Annotated in this window: 19 protein-coding genes; 3 read left to right on the top strand and 16 right to left on the bottom strand. The window is 30.6% G+C overall.

Features of this window, described 5'->3' with window-relative positions:
* Nucleotides 1-9: 9 nt before the first annotated feature.
* The 15 genes from CLPA_RS09060 to mraZ form a co-directional block, all read right to left on the bottom strand.
* The gene (locus tag CLPA_RS09060; protein WP_003444087.1) at nt 10-786 is read right to left on the bottom strand and encodes a YlmH family RNA-binding protein; all 777 of its coding nucleotides are present in this window, start codon (nt 784-786) and stop codon (nt 10-12) included.
* A 14-nt stretch (nt 787-800) separates the two neighbouring features.
* Nucleotides 801-1,256, bottom strand: coding sequence for a cell division protein SepF (locus tag CLPA_RS09055; protein ID WP_003444086.1), 456 nt, complete (start codon nt 1,254-1,256; stop codon nt 801-803).
* A gap of 12 nt (nt 1,257-1,268) precedes the next feature.
* Nucleotides 1,269-1,931: a YggS family pyridoxal phosphate-dependent enzyme gene (locus CLPA_RS09050; protein ID WP_003444085.1), complete on the bottom strand. Its 663-nt coding sequence runs from the start codon at nt 1,929-1,931 to the stop codon at nt 1,269-1,271.
* A gap of 205 nt (nt 1,932-2,136) precedes the next feature.
* A complete protein-coding gene (locus CLPA_RS09045; RefSeq protein WP_003444084.1) occupies nt 2,137-2,862 on the bottom strand; it encodes a DUF881 domain-containing protein in 726 nt (241 codons plus the stop codon).
* Nucleotides 2,863-2,874: 12 nt separating this feature from the next.
* Complete coding sequence (locus tag CLPA_RS09040) at nt 2,875-3,213, bottom strand: small basic family protein (protein WP_003444083.1); 339 nt, start codon at nt 3,211-3,213, stop codon at nt 2,875-2,877.
* A 274-nt stretch (nt 3,214-3,487) separates the two neighbouring features.
* Nucleotides 3,488-4,228 carry a DUF881 domain-containing protein gene (locus CLPA_RS09035; RefSeq protein WP_003444082.1) on the bottom strand — a complete coding sequence of 247 codons (741 nt, stop codon included), beginning with the start codon at nt 4,226-4,228 and terminating at the stop codon, nt 3,488-3,490.
* 11 nt (nt 4,229-4,239) lie between these two features.
* On the bottom strand, nt 4,240-4,998 hold the full coding sequence (locus CLPA_RS09030) for a cell division protein FtsQ/DivIB (protein ID WP_003444081.1): 759 nt from the start codon (nt 4,996-4,998) through the stop codon (nt 4,240-4,242).
* 158 nt (nt 4,999-5,156) lie between these two features.
* A complete protein-coding gene (gene ftsW / locus CLPA_RS09025; protein ID WP_003444080.1) occupies nt 5,157-6,269 on the bottom strand; it encodes a putative lipid II flippase FtsW in 1,113 nt (370 codons plus the stop codon).
* Nucleotides 6,270-6,345: 76 nt separating this feature from the next.
* The gene (mraY, locus tag CLPA_RS09020) at nt 6,346-7,302 is read right to left on the bottom strand and encodes a phospho-N-acetylmuramoyl-pentapeptide-transferase (protein WP_003444077.1); all 957 of its coding nucleotides are present in this window, start codon (nt 7,300-7,302) and stop codon (nt 6,346-6,348) included.
* A gap of 95 nt (nt 7,303-7,397) precedes the next feature.
* Nucleotides 7,398-8,780: a UDP-N-acetylmuramoyl-tripeptide--D-alanyl-D-alanine ligase gene (locus tag CLPA_RS09015; protein WP_003444075.1), complete on the bottom strand. Its 1,383-nt coding sequence runs from the start codon at nt 8,778-8,780 to the stop codon at nt 7,398-7,400.
* On the bottom strand, nt 8,781-10,229 hold the full coding sequence (locus CLPA_RS09010) for a UDP-N-acetylmuramoyl-L-alanyl-D-glutamate--2,6-diaminopimelate ligase (RefSeq protein ID WP_003444073.1): 1,449 nt from the start codon (nt 10,227-10,229) through the stop codon (nt 8,781-8,783).
* Between the two features lie 93 nt (nt 10,230-10,322).
* Nucleotides 10,323-12,515, bottom strand: a complete 2,193-nt coding sequence (locus CLPA_RS09005; protein ID WP_003444071.1) for a stage V sporulation protein D — start codon at nt 12,513-12,515, stop codon at nt 10,323-10,325.
* A gap of 117 nt (nt 12,516-12,632) precedes the next feature.
* Nucleotides 12,633-13,124, bottom strand: coding sequence for a hypothetical protein (locus CLPA_RS09000; protein ID WP_236900398.1), 492 nt, complete (start codon nt 13,122-13,124; stop codon nt 12,633-12,635).
* Between the two features lie 41 nt (nt 13,125-13,165).
* Entirely contained in the window at nt 13,166-14,098 is a 933-nt protein-coding gene (rsmH, locus tag CLPA_RS08995) for a 16S rRNA (cytosine(1402)-N(4))-methyltransferase RsmH (protein ID WP_003444067.1), read from the bottom strand.
* Nucleotides 14,099-14,258: 160 nt separating this feature from the next.
* Nucleotides 14,259-14,687, bottom strand: coding sequence for a division/cell wall cluster transcriptional repressor MraZ (mraZ, locus tag CLPA_RS08990; protein ID WP_003444065.1), 429 nt, complete (start codon nt 14,685-14,687; stop codon nt 14,259-14,261).
* Between the two features lie 270 nt (nt 14,688-14,957).
* Here mraZ and ychF point away from each other — a divergent pair, with 270 nt between their 5' ends.
* The 3 genes from ychF (at nt 14,958) to CLPA_RS21350 (ending at nt 16,607) form a co-directional block, all read left to right on the top strand.
* Entirely contained in the window at nt 14,958-16,055 is a 1,098-nt protein-coding gene (gene ychF / locus CLPA_RS08985) for a redox-regulated ATPase YchF (protein ID WP_003444063.1), read from the top strand.
* A 218-nt stretch (nt 16,056-16,273) separates the two neighbouring features.
* The gene (locus tag CLPA_RS21150; protein WP_155760367.1) at nt 16,274-16,417 is read left to right on the top strand and encodes a hypothetical protein; all 144 of its coding nucleotides are present in this window, start codon (nt 16,274-16,276) and stop codon (nt 16,415-16,417) included.
* 22 nt (nt 16,418-16,439) lie between these two features.
* Nucleotides 16,440-16,607, top strand: coding sequence for a hypothetical protein (locus CLPA_RS21350; RefSeq protein WP_003444061.1), 168 nt, complete (start codon nt 16,440-16,442; stop codon nt 16,605-16,607).
* An 88-nt stretch (nt 16,608-16,695) separates the two neighbouring features.
* Here CLPA_RS21350 and CLPA_RS08980 read toward each other — a convergent pair whose 3' ends face one another.
* Complete coding sequence (locus CLPA_RS08980) at nt 16,696-17,610, bottom strand: phosphatase domain-containing putative toxin (protein ID WP_003444059.1); 915 nt, start codon at nt 17,608-17,610, stop codon at nt 16,696-16,698.
* Nucleotides 17,611-17,661: the final 51 nt, after the last annotated feature.

The following is a 17,661-nucleotide window of genomic DNA, read 5'->3' as shown; positions in this document are numbered from 1 at the left end:
CCACCCCTATCAAACAAATTTTTTCATTAGAATTTTTATTCTATTTTTAGCAGTGACGCCAGTATCACAAAATAATTTAAATTTACCATATCCCCTTATAGTTATAGTGCTACCAAAGGATACATTATAATCTTTTTCTTTTTCAGTTACATAATTCAAAAGTACATTTCCTCTATTTATCAATTCAACTGCTCTATTTCTAGATATATTACATATGGAACTTATTAAACAATCTAATCTTAAAGAAGAAACAATGATATTTAACTCTTCAAATTTTATCTTAGGTATGTTAGACTTTGTAAGTTCTAACTCGCAAATATTACAGGTACATTTACCTATGGAATTTAAATTATTTAGAATATAACTTGCTATCTCTTCACTAACAGCCACATAACATGAATTTTCTATTACAATTAAATCTCCAAACTTATTTCTATTAACTCCCATAGACATTATAGCACCTAAATAGTCTTTGTGGCTTAATTTATTGAATTTCGACTTATTTTCTATTTTAATAAGCTTAAGTGGAAAATAACAGTAATTATCTCCTTCGTAAGAAAAAGCCATCATATTTCTTTCACTATTTTCAAATATACCGTAAGTTTCAATTTTTACTCCCAGCAAAGTTGACAGCTTTTTCACCTCTATACAGATATCCGTAGTATAAAACTCATTAGTATATATGGGTACCTGCACTTTAATTGCAAGATTAATTTTATCAAATATATTCGATAAAATTAACCTATCTTTATTGGTAAATCTATTTAAGAATTCATTTTTATTCATTTTATGTCAATATTCTATTTATTCCAGGTAAACATGCTTTTACCTGAAATTTCAGATTGTAATTCGTTAGAAACCTCCACATTGGAAGGTGATAATATGTAAACATTCTTTTCAACTTCTTGTAATTCTCCATTAAGTACATAACTTGCACCACCCATAAAATCCAGTAATCTCTGAGCTGTTTTAGGTTCCAAATCACTTACATTTACTACTACAATTCGTCTGCTCTTTAAATCATCACATATAGAAGTAGCTTCATCATAGCTTTTTGGTCTTGAAATAACCACTCTTACAGAAGAAGCTGTATGGATATTTACAACTTTGTTATTTTTCTTAGTATTTACTATTGGTTCACTTAATTCTTCTTCATCTTTTTTTTGATCTATTGCTTCTTCCTGCTCAAACTCCTCCTCTATACTTCCATCATCCAGCCCAATAATACCCATAATCTTATTAAACATTTTTGCCATTTTGTTTTCCTCCTATTTATTATAGTTTCTCTTACCAAATATTCCTTCTCCAACTCTAATCATGTTGGAACCTTCCTCTAAAGCAAATTTATAATCATGAGTCATTCCCATAGATAGATAATCCATAGAAATATTTTTATAACTTTTTTCCTTTATACTGTGCCATATATTTTGCATTTCTCTAAAATATTTTTTACAGTCTTCCTCTGAACCCTTTGGAATTACAGACATAAGTCCTTTAACTTTTATATTATTACAAATTTCACAGGCCTCTAAAATTTCAGGTAAATCTTCCTTGAATATACCAGTTTTTGATTCTTCTCTACCTATATTTATTTGAATTAATATGTTCGCTGTTAAGTTATCAGCTCCATATCTTTTTTCAATTTCCTTTAACAATTTTATACTATCTACAGAATGAATTAAATGAACTTTACCAACAATATATTTAACTTTATTGGTCTGAAGATGACCTATAAGATGCCATCTGACAGAGGAATCAAATCTGTCTATTTTATCCGTAAGTTCTTGAACTTTATTTTCTCCAAAGTCTCTTACTCCTTGATCATATACTTCTTGAATCTCTTCTACAGTTCTGGTTTTTGATACAGCTATTAATGTAACATCTTTAGGCAGCTGCTTTTTTATATCACAAATATTTTCTTCTATAGACAAAATCACACCGTCTCCTTACAATATTGATAGATTAAACTAAGTCTGATATTCATAAATATATTATTCTTCATAAAATTGAAAAATCCTTCATTATTCAATAATTTTTTTAATATAATTATATTATTGATATAAAGCCCCTTCAAACTCAAATATTTTTTATTTAAATCACAATTAATTGTAAAATATTGTAATCAAATCAACAAGGTTAATTACTTGATTTTAAATACTTATTAACAAGGTCTCCATTATAACCATTAATCTTTATATTGCTATTTTGTGTTAACTTTACTTTTATTCCCCTATTGATCATTGTATACAGATAATTGTTACTTGACATCATATAATCCTTAAGCTTATCTTTATCTCCTATAGCATCTATATAGAACGGAGAAGCTACCTGCACACCATTAACTCTAATAAATGCCCCTATACAATAAATTTCTGTAGTACTTGCTATCCTCTGCCCATTTACCGAAATAGCCTCTGCTCCAGCCAATTGTAAATCATTAACTACATAGCTTACATCATAATTATGAATTAGTTTTAATAAATCATATTCAGATTGTATAACAGTACCATTAAATTTATCTGTGTCATCATTAAGCACTATTTTAATTCCTGGACCCTCTACATCCTCTTCTCCTGAAATGATTCTGGCATTATCCAGTTCTTTTTTTAATTCTTTTTCTAAATCTTCATTGCTCTTATCATTGCTTAATTTACCTATTTTACTTTGCAAATCAAAATAATTGTCTCTAAGTTCATTAATTTGATTTAGTAAAGTATTTTTGTAATTATACTGATCCTGATATTGTTTTGCATTTAAAAAAACTCTTGTACCAGTTCTGGAAAAATTAAAATTTGAAGTTATTAAAATTCCTATTATAATGCAAGCTACAAATACAAATACTGTCGATTCATTATTCTTCATTTTATCACCTCATCAGTGAATTTTTCCTCTATCTAACAAGCTTCTTCTGATCAATGCAAAATTGTTAAATATTCTGCTTCCAAAAACAATAACAGCTGCAAGATAAATTGGAATTCCTAGTTTATCCCCTAAATATACTAATGCAACAGAAAGAACTGCATTTCCAAAAAAACCAGAAATAAATACATCGGCTCTGAATTGCTTTGAAAGTCCCGCTCTCAAAGCACCAAATACAGAATCAAGGCATGCAAATATTGCCACTGACATATAAGGTGAAAATTTATCTGGAATAGGTGCATTCCAAAAGACACCTATTATAATTCCTATTAACAAACCAAAAAATGCTATCATATGAATTCACTCCTTAAATATTACAAATAATTTAACCTGACTAACTTGGCGTAAGTCTCCTACGCACTCTGTACAGCCCTCACACAAAATCAAAAAAAAGATTTTGGTTCTCTGCTTGCACTCTGTGAAAGCGACCAAATACAAAATAAATTTTGTTTTGCCTGCTTTTCTTCAAGTGGGAGTTCAACGCCAAGTAAGCCATGCATTTGCAGTTCTAAAATTCAGATGGAATAAAAGAATCCCCACCTGAATTAAGAACTTGCTTCAAATACAATTACTTAGCTGCTGGTCTTGCATATTGAAAATTAAATACTTTATTAGATTTAGGAATTTTTATATTGTCACTTTTCTGTGGTGTAGCTACTATATACGCAGCAGAGGGTATATCAGGATTATTATACAGCACTCCAGGGAAAACCATTCCCGAATTAAGATCTTCTTTATTTCCTATAGCTTTTATTGTAATGGTATCATAGGGTGATATCTTATCACTAGATCCTATAAAAATATTTGAAACCCCCCCGGATGTCTTTATACCTGTATAGGATGTTACCCTTATGTTGTTTATGGAAATAGCCTCTGCACCAGCAAAACGTAGTTCATTTACTATATTAGTAAGGGCCTTATCTGTAATAACATTTCCCACACCATCAATATCTGATGAAAATATATTCCTTGGAGTTATGGTTATAATAATTCCCTGACCCTGTACATCTTCACTACCTATAAGTGCATTTAAATTATTTAATTCATCTATCATTTGTTTATCTGCACCACTCTTAGTGACTGCTGCATCCTGATACTGCTTTAACTTAGTCTGAAGCTCATTTACTTTTTTATTTAAATCCTCTTTTTCCTTGTTTAACTGTTCCACTTGGCTAGTTATCTGAGAACTATCTCCTTGAAGACTTATATTGGATTCCTGAAGACTTATTATCCTAAATTGATAGGCAAGCATAAAACCAAGTATACAGCAAACCAAGGCTACAGCTATTTGTGATCTTATTCTCTTCATATTATATCCTCCTACTTTTCAACAAAAAATACTGGATTTCCATTAAAACTTACATCTACATATCCCTTTGAGGCGGATAAATTTCTATCATTTATTATATTAATAGCCCTATTCAACTTTTTTTGCAGATTTTCACTAGAACCAAGTTTAATACACATATTATTGTAATAAGTCTCTAGATCCATAGTATCGGTTATATTTACCACTTTAATATTTTTACACACCTGGTTATTCATTATAATATCTGTAAGACTATTTATTATATAAAGTTTTTTATTGTCATTTAAGACCACTTTTCCAATAGAAATTTTTGAAGTATCTATACCAACAATTTTTATAAGATTCATATTATCAATATTATCTTTAATCTCAAGTACTGTGCCAGCTCTATCTATAACAGCAAATTTATTATTATTATTTTGTGCATAAAAAACAGCCTTTCTTTCATTTACATTAATATTTATTGTATTGGGAAGTTTTTTATGTATATCTACACTGAGTATATAGGGATTATTTAAAATATTATTTTTAATATTTTTGCTATTCATATAAAATATATTTGTATTCTTTTGTATTCCTGATTCTTTAACTATCTCCTCAGAGGCTATAGTATAGTTGTTTGATACATTAATATATTTTATATTGAAATATGTTAATTTTAAACATAAAGTGACAAGTACTGCAATCAGCAGTATCATAATAAAAAAAACTCTTTTAAATCTTCTCTTTTTTCTTCTCTTCTCTATAAGTTCATTTTTACTCTTTTCCATGTACTCACCTATTAATTAGAAATATTAAAAACACAATGAAACATTAAGTATATATCAATTGACTATTTAATAATACCACATAATACCACTCATTTAAACAGCAAAATTTATATAATTTTATATAAATATAGCATTGCTTGCAAGCAATGCTATATTTTCTATTTATTAGTTTGTGAAGATATATTTAGCAAAATACCTACAGCCATCAAATTAACTACCAGAGAGGATCCTCCATAACTTATGAACGGCAGTGGTACACCAGTAACTGGTATAGAGCCTGTAACAACAGCTATATTTATTATAGCCTGAACTGCTAATACAGATGTTATTCCCACTGCTATTAATGTTCCATACATATCTTTTGCATGAATTGCAATTTTAATACCCCTCTGTATTAAAACTAAAAACAATAATATTATAACCACGCAACCTACAAAGCCCAGTTCTTCACCTATAATTGCAAAAATAAAATCATTGTGAGGTTCTGGTATATAATAAGCCTTTTGCCTTGATTGTCCAAGTCCAAGTCCCATTACGCCTCCAGAGCCTAAAGCTAAAAGTGATTGAACTAATTGATATCCTACATTCTTCGCATCTTTCCAAGGATCTCTAAAAGACATAAGCCTTGCCCATCTATAAGGCTCTGCCTTAATAAATATAAAACCTAAAGGTATAAGAGAAAATATTATAGATCCAAGCTGCCAGCCTTTTGCACCACCTACATATATTATTATTAAGCTAACAAGCATAATTACAGTTGCTATACTTAAATTCTTTTCTATGTATACAAAACCTGCAAAAAAAGCTGCCACAAATAGATATATAACTACCGTTGGGAAAAATTTTTTAATATTTTCACCAGTTTTCTCTATTCCCTTTGCAAGTAATAATACCACAGTATACTTTGCAATTTCAGAGGGCTGAAGGTTTCCAAGAGGTCCAAGAGGTATCCACCTTCTGGCACCATTTACTGGTGGACAAAAAAGCACTATACCCAGAAGAATTATAGTTATAAGTACTATAATATTTGTTGCTCCTTTTATTCTGTGATAATCAATCTTTTCAACAATAAGCATCATTACAATACCTGCAATGGCAAAGATACCTTGTTTTTTTAAAAAGTACATATCATCATTAAGGGAAGGATTATTAAGTGCACTATAGGAACTTGCGCTGTACACCATTATAATACCAATTGCTAAAATTAATAACACCGTGGCCAGTAAAACAAAGTCAACCTCTACCTTTTGAAAAAGTTTAGGTTTATTCATAACATACCTCCAAAATATTTCTTAAAATATATCAAAATAAATAACAGGTAAAAGACCAATCATTTATTTAATATAACTAAAGTGATAAAAGCGATATGAGACATAGTATAACAGTTACAATTGAAAACACAGCTACTACTTTAGTCTCGTGCCATCCAAGCTGTTCAAAATGATGGTGGATAGGAGCCATCTTAAATACTCTTTTACCTGTAAGTTTAAAACAAGTTACCTGTATAACTACTGAAACTGTCTCAAGTACATATATTCCTCCTACTATTATAACCACTATTGGCAATTTTAGTATAATAGCTATACCAGCTATTGCTCCGCCAAGGGCCAAAGATCCTGTATCTCCCATAAAAATTTGTGCTGGAAAAGTATTATATTTCAAGAATCCCAACAGAGCTCCTGCCATAATGCCGCAAAATATGGCAAGCTCATAGGAATGCCAGGCAAAACTTATTATGGTAAAGAAGGTCATTACAAGCAGCGTTACAGAAGTTGCCAATCCATCCAATCCATCTGTTAGATTTACTGCATTAGTTATTGCCACCATAAAAAACACTATAAAAATCATATAAACTACAGGATTTAACTGTAAAGTTATTCTAAAAAAAGGTATATATATATCAGTTCCTACGGTTATATAGGAATAATATGCAATTCCCAAGGAAACTATAAGCTGAAGAAGTGATTTCTGCTTAGCTGTAAGCCCTTCATTTCTCTTATGTACTATTTTTAGAAAATCATCTAAAAATCCTATAACTCCAAATGCAACAAGACATATAAATGCAAATATTGCCGTCTTATTTGACGCTATGTTATTCTTCATAATAAACATAGTTATAGCAGTAGTAAATATAAATATTAATCCTCCCATAGTGGGTGTACCTGCTTTTTTTCTGTGACTTTTAGGTCCCTCTTCTCTTATATTTTGTCCAAATTTTAGTTTATGAAGTATAGGTATTAATATAGGTCCCTGCAGCAAAGAAATCAAAAATGCTACCAATACAGAATATATTATTGCACTCATAATTGCATCTCCTTTTCTAAATTGTTTAAATATTTTAAAGCATCTAAAACACTGTGCAATTTCATTTTAATAGTATAAATTTATCCATTGTTTAATTAGTTGTTTTCCTCAAGATGAGAAACTATTTTTTCAAATTTCATTGCCCTTGATGCCTTCACCAGCACCACGTCATCCTCTTTTATAAACTTATCGAGAAATTCGGAAGCTTCTTCTGTGGAATTAAATTTTTTTATCTTCTCACTGTTTTGAAAGCCTTCCCTATAGGCCTGTTCAAACTCTCCCAATACTATTAGTAAATCTACTGAATTTTTCTTTGCATAGGTACCTATTTCTCTATGGGCATCATAAGCTTTTTCACCCAATTCTCTCATAGTTCCTAAAACTGCTATTTTTCTTTTTCCCCTTATATTTTTTAAAACATCAATTGCCGCTATCATTGAATCGGGACTGGCATTATAACAATCATTAACTATTGTGTATTTTTTACCTTTAATTATATCTAACCTCATAGAAGTCATATTAAGGCCTTCCATCCCCCTATTCATTTCCTCGTAGGTCAATCCAAAGGCTTCACCACAGGCAATAGCAAGTAAGGCATTAGATATATTGTGTTTTCCAGGTAAGCCTACCTTAAAGCCTTCAAATACCACTTTATTATCTCTAGATATATCAAAGACAACTTCTGCTTCTTTAAGTTTTACATTTTCAGCCTTCAGCTCACAATCCGATTCTGTGCTAGTACTTATAATTTTGTATATTTTATCTTCCCTATTTACCTTTGAAAGCATATCGTTATCTGAATTTAAAATAAGGGTTGAATTTGAATTAAAATAATCTGTTATTTCTAATTTAGCCTGAAGTATATATTCTCTGGTCTTTAGATTTTCTATATGGGATATTCCTATGTTAGTTATAAGTGCAATATCCGGCTTTGCTGCCTTTGCCATATTGTGAATTTCAAAAAAATTACTCATTCCCATTTCAAGTACAGCTATATCATAGCTTTTATCTAAATTAAAAATCATCAGAGGGAGACCTATTTCATTATTAAAATTCCCCTCTGTTTTAAACACCTTATATTTCTGTGATAAAATGGCATAGGTCATATCTTTAGTGGTAGTTTTTCCTGTAGAACCGGTAATCCCCACAATTTTTATATCAAGGGTACTCCTATAGAATTCAGCTAATTTTAATAATGCTTTTCTGGTATTTTCTACAATTATAATTGAAGTATCTTTAGATATATCCTCTTCTTTAAATTTTATTTCATCTACAATACAAAGTCCTGCGCCTTTTTTACTTGCTTCTGCCACAAATTCGTTGGCATTATATTTATCACCTTTAATTGCAATAAAAATGCTTCCCGGTTCTATTTTTCTAGTATCTATACTTACATGATTAAATGCCTCTTTAGAACCTTTTATCAATAATTTACCTTCTACTGCCTCCACAATAGAACTAAGAAATTTATATTCCAATTAAAACAGCTCCTTTATGATTTCATCAACAACTTCTCTTTCGTCAAAATGAATTGTACCTTCTTTTAAAACTTGATAGTCTTCATGACCTTTCCCTGCAATTACTATAACATCATCCTTATTTGCCATGGAAATTGCCTTTTTTATTGCTTCTCTTCTATTTTCTATAGTTATATAGTTGTCTTTACTTATACCCTTGACTATTTCATTTATTATGCTTATTGGTTCTTCAGTTCTTGGATTATCAGAAGTTATTATTGCAATATCGCTAAGTTGACTTCCAATTCCTCCCATTATAGGTCTTTTTGTCTTATCTCTATCTCCGCCGCATCCAAAAACAGAAATAAGCCTTCCCTTTGTAAATTCTCTAGCTGTTTTAAGTATATTCACAAGACCATCAGGAGTATGTGCATAATCTACAATTATATCAAACCCAAGGTCAAAATTTGTACCAACAGCTTCACACCTTCCTGGAACTGCCTTTAATGCTTCCAATCCTGTCTTTATCTGTTTTAATGTAATCCCTTCTAATAGACATGCTGCAGCACTTCCGAGGGCATTGGATATATTGTATCTTCCAGGAATATTTAAATTAACAAAAACAGATTCATTTTTATAGTTAATTTTAAAATCTATTCCCCTGGAATGCATTTTTATATCTTTTGCTTCTACATCCTCATGTTTTTTAAACCCATAGGTAATTTTATTGCAGCTTAAATCATCATATACTCTTTTTCCATAATCATCATCCATATTAATTATAGCATCTTTACTGTTTTTAAATAATATGAGCTTTGCATTATAATAATTTTCAAAAGTTTTATGAAAATCCAGATGATCCTGAGTAAGGTTAGTAAATATGCCCTCATTAAATTCTATTCCATAAACCCTATTTAAATACAGAGAATGAGAAGAAACTTCCATAACGCAATATTCAGCCCCACTATCTACCATTTCTTTAAAGAGTTTATGGAGTTCTAAAGATTCTGGCGTAGTTCTATGAGCTAATATCTTTTTATCTCCTATATAGTTGGCAATGGTACCTATAAGACCTACTTTATGTCCTGCATTCTCCAAAATAGATTTAATCATATAGGTAGATGTAGTCTTGCCATTAGTTCCAGTAATTCCAATCATCTTTAACTTTTCAACAGGATGACCATAAAAATTGGCTGCTGTAAGTGCCAATACCTTCCTGCTGTCTTCCACATGGATTACAGTACAATTCGGTAAATCCTTTGGAATTTTTGTGCAGACAATAGCTGTGGCTCCACTTTTTACTGCATTGCCAATATATTTATGTCCATCTGTACTGAAACCTTCTATGCAGATAAATAGATCATCTTTAGTTACATTTCTAGAATCGTATTCTATTTTATTAATATTTAAATTTATATGTCCTTTTACTACCTGGTATTTAATACCTTCAAATATATTTTCCAGTTTCATACTATCACTTCCTCTTTAAATAAGCACAATACTATATATAGTATTGTGCTGTCTATTAGACATTATTGAATTAACTACTGATTTTTATACAAATTAATCACCTATAATTTCAAGTTCCAAATTCACTGTAGTTCCCTTCTGAACTCTTGTTCCTTCCGTTATATCCTGTTCAGATACCATTCCCTGGCCTGAAAAATTGGCCTTTAATCCTAACTCCTCAAGGATCTGTGAAGCTTTTTCTTTGCTTAATCCATCCAAATCTGGTACTTCTATGTCTTTATTATTATAATTTGGACTGCTGCCAGTGTAAAGTATTATTTTTGTTCCCTCTTTAACAGTAGCTCCTGGAAGAGGCGTCATATTTGTAACATAGTCACCATTTTGATCTGCATCAAAAGTTAAATTATTTTCCTTCAATATTTTCTGTGCATCAGATATTTTCATACCCCTTACATTTGGAACTACTACATCATTTAACATACTTTTTGTTACATCCTCATTAGAAGCCTCAGTTTTTATATTTAGATAATTGAATATATCACTGAACATCTGTTTAGCCACTGGCGTAGCTATTTGTCCTGCGTAATAATTTGAAGGATCTGGCTCATCAATAGATACCATTACAGTAACCTGTGGATCTTCAGCCGGTGCCATTCCAGCAAAAGATGCCACATATTTTCCAGATTCATAACCGCCGCCCTTAGGATTAGGTTTTTGTGCAGTACCAGTTTTCCCAGCTATATGATAGCCATCAATGAAGGCCTTTTTACCTCCACCTTCCGATATTACCTTTTCAAGATAACCTCTAAGCTCTTTTGCCACATTTTCATCTACCACTTTTTTAGTACCATAGTCATCATAATTTTTATCTATAATTTCTTTGTTATTTGAATCATAATGAACTATCTTTTTCATTACATGAGGTCTTACCCATACTCCATTATTAGCTACTGCATTAAAAGCACTTAAGTATTGAACCATGGATACTGTATTGGCCTGACCAAAAGCTATTGTAGCTACATCTACAGGAGTAATTTTATTTGTTGCCTTAACTATCCCCTTGGCTTCTCCAGGTAAATCTATGCCCGTCTTTTGGCCAAAGCCAAATTTATTAATCCACTTATTCAAATTAGCAGCTCCAAGTCTCTGACCAAGAGTTGCAAATCCCACATTACAAGAGTTCTTTATTATATCTACAAAACTCTCCTGGCCATGTCCTGTACGCTTCCAGCAATGTATTATCTTATTTGCAATGGTTATAGCACCAGTACAATTAAATTGATCCGTCTCTTTTACTACTTTTTCTTCCATAGCTGCTGTCGCAGTTATAACTTTAAAAATTGATCCAGGTTCATAAGCATCATTAACAGCCCTATTTCTCCATTCACTTTGAAGTTCATTGAAACTTTTTCCCTTCTCCCAAGGATCATTTGGATTATAATCTGGTTTATTTACCATAGCCAAAATTTCTCCATTTTTAGGATTAGCAACTACAATTGAAACTGCTTTAGCTTTATTATCACTAAGTGCCTGTTGAGCATTTTTTTCTGCAAATTCCTGAATATTTTCATCAATAGTAAGTACTACATCTTTTCCATTAGAAGGCTTTGTATAATCGGAAATAGTATAGGGCAAATCTTTACTATTTTTACCTATTTCAGCAATCCTCTTTCCTGGAGTTCCAGATAAATAATTATCATACTCCAATTCAACTCCAGTTAAACCCTTACCATCGGAATTAGTATGTCCAATTACCTGGGCCAAAAAATTATTATTTACATAGTATCTCTTTGTATCTGGTGAAACAATAATCCCATTTACTTTTATATCAGATACTTTGTCTGCTACATCTTTTTCAACTCTTCTAGCCAAAGTAGCAGATCCTGCAGGATTTCCATTTGGAAGTTTGTAGTTTAATAGCTTATTTACATCTTCAGTTTTTTTACCAGTAGCTTCCGCCAGCTTTTGAGCTAAAGTATTCATGTCCATCTTCTTAGTAGAATTCAAATCAGCTCTTATAGTACTTAGATCCAAATCAACTCTATACACATTCCCACTAACTGCCAATTCTTGTCCATTTCTATCCAGTATTTTTCCTCTCTTTGCAGATATTTTTACTTCGCTTGTCCATTGATCAACAGCCATTTTTTTGTACTTAGGAGACAAAATAACATTTACTTTAAACAATCTGCAAACCAGTAAAGCAAATATAATGATAAAAATAATCAATACAAAAAATAATCTATTTTTTATCATAACATGGTCTCTATATGTTCTTTTACTCAAACTCAGATACCTCCATTACACTAAACTAACATTTTTTATGTTTAGTAATAATTATTAGATATCCTATAGAAATATTACCATGAATTTATTAATAAACAATTAAAGTTTATGTATATATTAGAAAATCTTGCTTTTTAATATTTCCAATATAGATTTATCTTTTTCATTTTCAACACTTTTATCTGTTTTAAGAGTTTGTCTATCATAATCTACTTCTACAGCTTTGTTTTTATCTGGTTGTACCATATTCATATGGGATGCTCTTTCTTTTATGTTTTGTATCTGATTATATTCCATTAACTCTAATTTTAAATTCTCATTTTGTTTTATGGCATTATTAGTCTTAGCCGTAGCAGCTGATAGTTCTTTTTCCATATTATATATTACAGAATATCTATAAATTATAGTAAAACCTACAATAAAAGTTAATGCTATGCCAATCATTATTTTAGCCTGATATTTTAACTTAGATTGTTTTAATTTTTTTCGTCTTTTATTTTCCTCCTGTATTAAACGTTTATCCTCTTCCCCATAATGTTTTCTCTCTGGCTGCAGTGCACTGCTTCCATTATTTATATAGCTTTTTTCTTTTAATATCAATATTTTCACCCCTATGCATTATTTAAAATATAATTATTTTTGTATTTAAATTAAATTTTCTCCCCTATTCTAAGTTTAGCGCTTCTACTTCTTGGATTAATTTCCAATTCATATTCATTAGCTTCTTTTGGTTTTCTTGTTAAAATTTTTATTTTGGGACTTTTACCACATACACATATTGGAAAATCTTTAGGACATTCACAAGGATTTTCAAGTTCTTTAAATTTTGTCTTTACTATTCTATCTTCTAGAGAATGAAAAGTAATTATAGCTATCCTTCCTCCCCTATTTAGTTTACTTACTGCATCCTCTATGGCCTTATTTAATATTTCCAATTCCTTATTAACCTCAATACGTATTGCCTGAAAAGTTCTCTTCGCAGGATGAGGACCTTCCCTTCTAAATCTAGCCGGAATAGCTGATTTTATAATATCTACCAGCTCAAAAGTAGTTCTTATTGGTCTTTCTTCTCTTTCTTTGGCAATAAATGAAGCTATTCTCTTTGCAAACTTTTCTTCTCCATAAGCTTTAATTATTCTATATAAATCCGCTTCTTCATAGTTATTTACTATTTCATAAGCGGATATATTGCTTTCTCTGTTCATTCTCATATCCAAAGGAGCATCATTCATATAGCTAAATCCTCTTTCAGCTTCATCCAATTGATAACTTGATACTCCTAAATCCATTAATATTCCATCTACTTTATCAATATTTAATTCATCTAAAATATTTTTTATATTATAAAAATTGTTATGAACATAAGTTACATTATCATAATCAGCTAATTTTTTTGAAGCTGCATTAATTGCGTCTGTATCCTGATCTATTCCAATTAATCTTCCCTTTTCTGATAACCTTTTAATTATCTCACTGGAATGGCCTGCACCTCCTAAAGTACAGTCAATGTAAATACCATCTTCCTTTATATTTAATCCCTCTATACATTCATCTAGTAAAACTGGTATATGCTTAAAATTCATAATTATCTCCTTGTCTTTAACAGGTGTTAAATTGAAGCAAGTTCTTAATTCAGGTGGGGATTCTTTTACCCCATCTGAATTTTAGAACTGCAAATGCATGGCTTACTTGGCGTTGAACTCTCACTTTCACAGAGTGCATGGGAGACTTACGCCAAGTTAATCAGGTGAAAAGTTCACCCATTTGCTCTGCAATTTCGTCCATGTCTATATCGGATTCATTGTATTCTTTCCATTTTTCTTTGCTCCAAATTTCAATTCGTGTAGAAACTCCTATACTTACTATTTCCTTAATTATAGAAGCATATTCTAATAAACTCTGAGGAATAAGAGCTCTACTCTGTTTATCTAAAGTTATTTCATTAGCTCCCGAAAAGAAAAATCTCACAAATGCCCTGGCATTGCGGTTTGTAAGCGGCAGCTTCTTTAATTTATTCTCTAAAGCCTTCCATTCGTCCATAGGATAAGCATATAAACATCCATCTAGACCCTTAGTTAGAACAAAGGTATCATCCAATTCTTCTCTAAATTTTGATGGAATTATAATTCTATTTTTACTGTCAATAGCATGCTGATATTCCCCTATGAACATCCAATTACACCTCTTTGCTATTTCACTCCACTTTTAACCACTTATAACCACTTTACTCTACTATTCTATAATAATATAAAAAATCCTTCTTTACTATTAAATATTTTTAAATTATTTAGTGAATTTTATTTAAACTTTAATGTTAATACACACTTTTCCCCTATTACTGCCTAACTTAATTCCAAATCCCATTAATAAATTGAAATGTATAGTATTGTAGAGTATAATTATTAGGTATTATATAAAGGTAATAGAAAGGAATGTACATAAATGAGATTAGGAATTGTAGGATTGCCAAATGTTGGAAAAAGCACATTATTTAATGCCATAACTAAGGCCGGTGCTGAATCAGCTAATTACCCATTCTGTACAATAGAACCAAATGTAGGTGTAGTTGATGTTCCTGACAAAAGACTGGATGTTCTTGAAAAGATGTATAACTCAAAACGTAAGGTTCATGCCAGTATTGAGTTTTATGATATAGCAGGTTTAGTAAAAGGTGCCAGCAAAGGAGAAGGACTTGGGAATAAATTTTTATCCCATATAAGAGAATCTGCTGCTATAGTTCATGTAGTAAGATGTTTTGAAGATGAAAACATTGTCCACGTAGAAGGTTCTGTAGATCCTATACGTGATATTGAAACTATAAGCCTTGAATTGGTATTTTCTGATTTAGAAGTACTTGAAAGAAGGATGGAAAAATCAATAAAATTAGCTCGTTCTGGAGATAAAACAGCTAAAGCAGAAATGGAAATTATGGAGAAAATCAAAAGTCATTTGGAATCAGGCAAGCCAGTAAGAACTTTAGATTTAACAGAGGATGAGCAGCTATTTGTTAAGGAGTTATTTTTACTTACTTCAAAACCAGTTTTATACGCTGCAAATATTTCAGAAGATGATCTATTATCAGGTAATGCTGAAAATGAATTTGTAAAAAAAGTTAGAGAATTAGCAAATTCTGAAAAGTCTGAAATAGTTACAGTATGTGCCAGTCTTGAAGAACAGCTTTCAACTTTAACGGAAGAAGAAGAAAAGGAAATGCTTTCAGAATATGGTTTAGAAGAATCTGGCCTGGACAAATTGATAGCCTCCAGCTATAAACTTTTAGGACTAATGAGCTTCTTAACTGCTGGAACTGATGAAGTAAGGGCCTGGACTATAACTAATGGCACTAAGGCACCTAAAGCTGCTGGTAAAATCCATACAGATATAGAAAGAGGTTTTATAAGAGCTGAAATTGTATCCTACGAGGATTTAATCAATTGCGGGTCAGAAGCTGCAGCAAAGGAAAAAGGTCTCTATAGATTAGAAGGAAAAGATTACATAATGAAAGATGGAGATGTAGTTAACTTTAGATTTAACGTATAATAAAATAACAGCAGTTTTTAAAATTAATATTAAAACATTGTAGCAGAACAAGTCTTTAAATTTATTATTTGTCTGTAATTATAATTTGTAGATAGATAGTATTTAAAGACTTATTTTATTGTGATAAAATAGTAATTTAAAATTTTTAATATTAAGGTATAAAAAACGAAATACTTGCCAATATATATAATAGTTAGTAAATTTACAGGAGTGATATCATGAAATATATATTTATAATAATATCCATATTATTTATACTAACTATTCTATCCTTGTGCAGGGTTGCAAGTAATGCAGATAGAAAAATAGAAGCTATTTTAAAAGAAAAAAACGATAATTTAAAAGATAATGATATTCATTAAAAGGATGTGCTGTATTAGTATTATGAACGTAGGAAGTATTGTCAGATTAAATGATGATAACGAGTGGAATGGATTATACGGAGTAGTTAAATATATGCATAAAGATGTAGCCTATATATTTTGTATACAAAATCCCTGCTATCTATATGTGGCAACAAAAAAAAACAATATATGTATAATTGATGAGTAACATTCTATTACTAAAAAAGAAATACTATAAAATATTGTGAATTTTATAGTATTTCTTTTTATCTTAGACCTAACTGAAAGAACTACATCTATCTAGAATTATCAGGATTGTTTTTTAACCATTGCTCCCAGGTAGTATTGAAATTATCATTATTTGTCCTGCAATAGTCATAAAAATTCTTTAAAAATTTTGCTCTTGTGCCTTTAATATTTTCTACAGTAGTACGCTTTAACAGATTTTCTCCACCTAATAAAAATTGCCTTTTTATTATATCTTCAAAAGAAACATTTTTCGCATTTTTCATCATATCATACATAGCCATAAAGGTAGTGGTCCTTCCCTTGCCAGCCTTACAGTGAAAGTGAAGCCATCCGGAATTAGGTACTGATTTGGCAAAATTCACAAATTCATCTACCGCTTCTTTAGACGGTGCCTCCTTATCTGTAACAGTTATTCTAGTATAGGATATACCATGTTTTTTAGTTAAGTTTTCTTCATTTTCAACTTTTTCCACATTTAAAGTCCTGTTTTTAATTTCAACAGTTTTTTCCTCTGAAAGCTTCTTTAATCTTTCATTCTCATCTTTTATAACTTGTGCCTCAATTAATCCTTTATTGGCTTTATTATGGCCATCAGTCCAACTTATAGCATTACCATTTAAAAATCCGTGAGATTCTTCTCTCAAATCTACTACTGTTATTGGAACCTTTTCTCCTATATTTTCCTTAGCCATCTCTAGTCCCTTTTCAGAAAATTGGCCACTTCCAGATATATTCAGTTTATTCATGCCTTCTAAATTTACTGACTTATCAATATCTTTTATCTTATCACTGTCTGTAGTCTTTCTAAAATTTTTCGGTAGTGTAACAGTATTATTTGCATTAAGAGTTAACCTCAATTCTTTAGGTGCAAATGACACTGCATTGACATTTTCAAAAATAAAGCTTAATGAAAAAATGGCTATAAAAAAAGTAATCCAAAATAATTTTATTCTCTTTCTCATATGCGACCCCTCTGCTCAAATAAATTTTATTCACAATTATTATGAGCAGTT

It is taken from the genome of Clostridium pasteurianum DSM 525 = ATCC 6013 (assembly GCF_000807255.1).
Taxonomy (GTDB): Bacteria; Bacillota; Clostridia; order Clostridiales; family Clostridiaceae; genus Clostridium_I; species Clostridium_I pasteurianum.
Note: the sequence above shows the minus strand (reverse complement) of the source record. Positions and strands in the feature narration are given on the sequence as shown.

What these genes read in the sequence shown, in the direction of transcription:
- mraZ (WP_003444065.1), bottom strand. Translation starts at nt 14,687, where the DNA reads ATGTTCATAGGGGAATATCAGCATGCTATTGACAGTAAAAATAGAATT.
- CLPA_RS08980 (WP_003444059.1), bottom strand. Translation starts at nt 17,610, where the DNA reads ATGAGAAAGAGAATAAAATTATTTTGGATTACTTTTTTTATAGCCATT.
- CLPA_RS21150 (WP_155760367.1), top strand. Translation starts at nt 16,274, where the DNA reads ATGAAATATATATTTATAATAATATCCATATTATTTATACTAACTATT.
- CLPA_RS09035 (WP_003444082.1), bottom strand. Translation starts at nt 4,228, where the DNA reads ATGAAGAGAATAAGATCACAAATAGCTGTAGCCTTGGTTTGCTGTATA.
- rsmH (WP_003444067.1), bottom strand. Translation starts at nt 14,098, where the DNA reads ATGAATTTTAAGCATATACCAGTTTTACTAGATGAATGTATAGAGGGA.
- CLPA_RS09010 (WP_003444073.1), bottom strand. Translation starts at nt 10,229, where the DNA reads ATGAAACTGGAAAATATATTTGAAGGTATTAAATACCAGGTAGTAAAA.
- CLPA_RS09055 (WP_003444086.1), bottom strand. Translation starts at nt 1,256, where the DNA reads ATGGCAAAAATGTTTAATAAGATTATGGGTATTATTGGGCTGGATGAT.
- CLPA_RS09040 (WP_003444083.1), bottom strand. Translation starts at nt 3,213, where the DNA reads ATGATAGCATTTTTTGGTTTGTTAATAGGAATTATAATAGGTGTCTTT.
- ftsW (WP_003444080.1), bottom strand. Translation starts at nt 6,269, where the DNA reads ATGAATAAACCTAAACTTTTTCAAAAGGTAGAGGTTGACTTTGTTTTA.
- CLPA_RS09060 (WP_003444087.1), bottom strand. Translation starts at nt 786, where the DNA reads ATGAATAAAAATGAATTCTTAAATAGATTTACCAATAAAGATAGGTTA.
- CLPA_RS21350 (WP_003444061.1), top strand. Translation starts at nt 16,440, where the DNA reads ATGAACGTAGGAAGTATTGTCAGATTAAATGATGATAACGAGTGGAAT.
- CLPA_RS09045 (WP_003444084.1), bottom strand. Translation starts at nt 2,862, where the DNA reads ATGAAGAATAATGAATCGACAGTATTTGTATTTGTAGCTTGCATTATA.
- mraY (WP_003444077.1), bottom strand. Translation starts at nt 7,302, where the DNA reads ATGAGTGCAATAATATATTCTGTATTGGTAGCATTTTTGATTTCTTTG.
- ychF (WP_003444063.1), top strand. Translation starts at nt 14,958, where the DNA reads ATGAGATTAGGAATTGTAGGATTGCCAAATGTTGGAAAAAGCACATTA.
- CLPA_RS09030 (WP_003444081.1), bottom strand. Translation starts at nt 4,998, where the DNA reads ATGGAAAAGAGTAAAAATGAACTTATAGAGAAGAGAAGAAAAAAGAGA.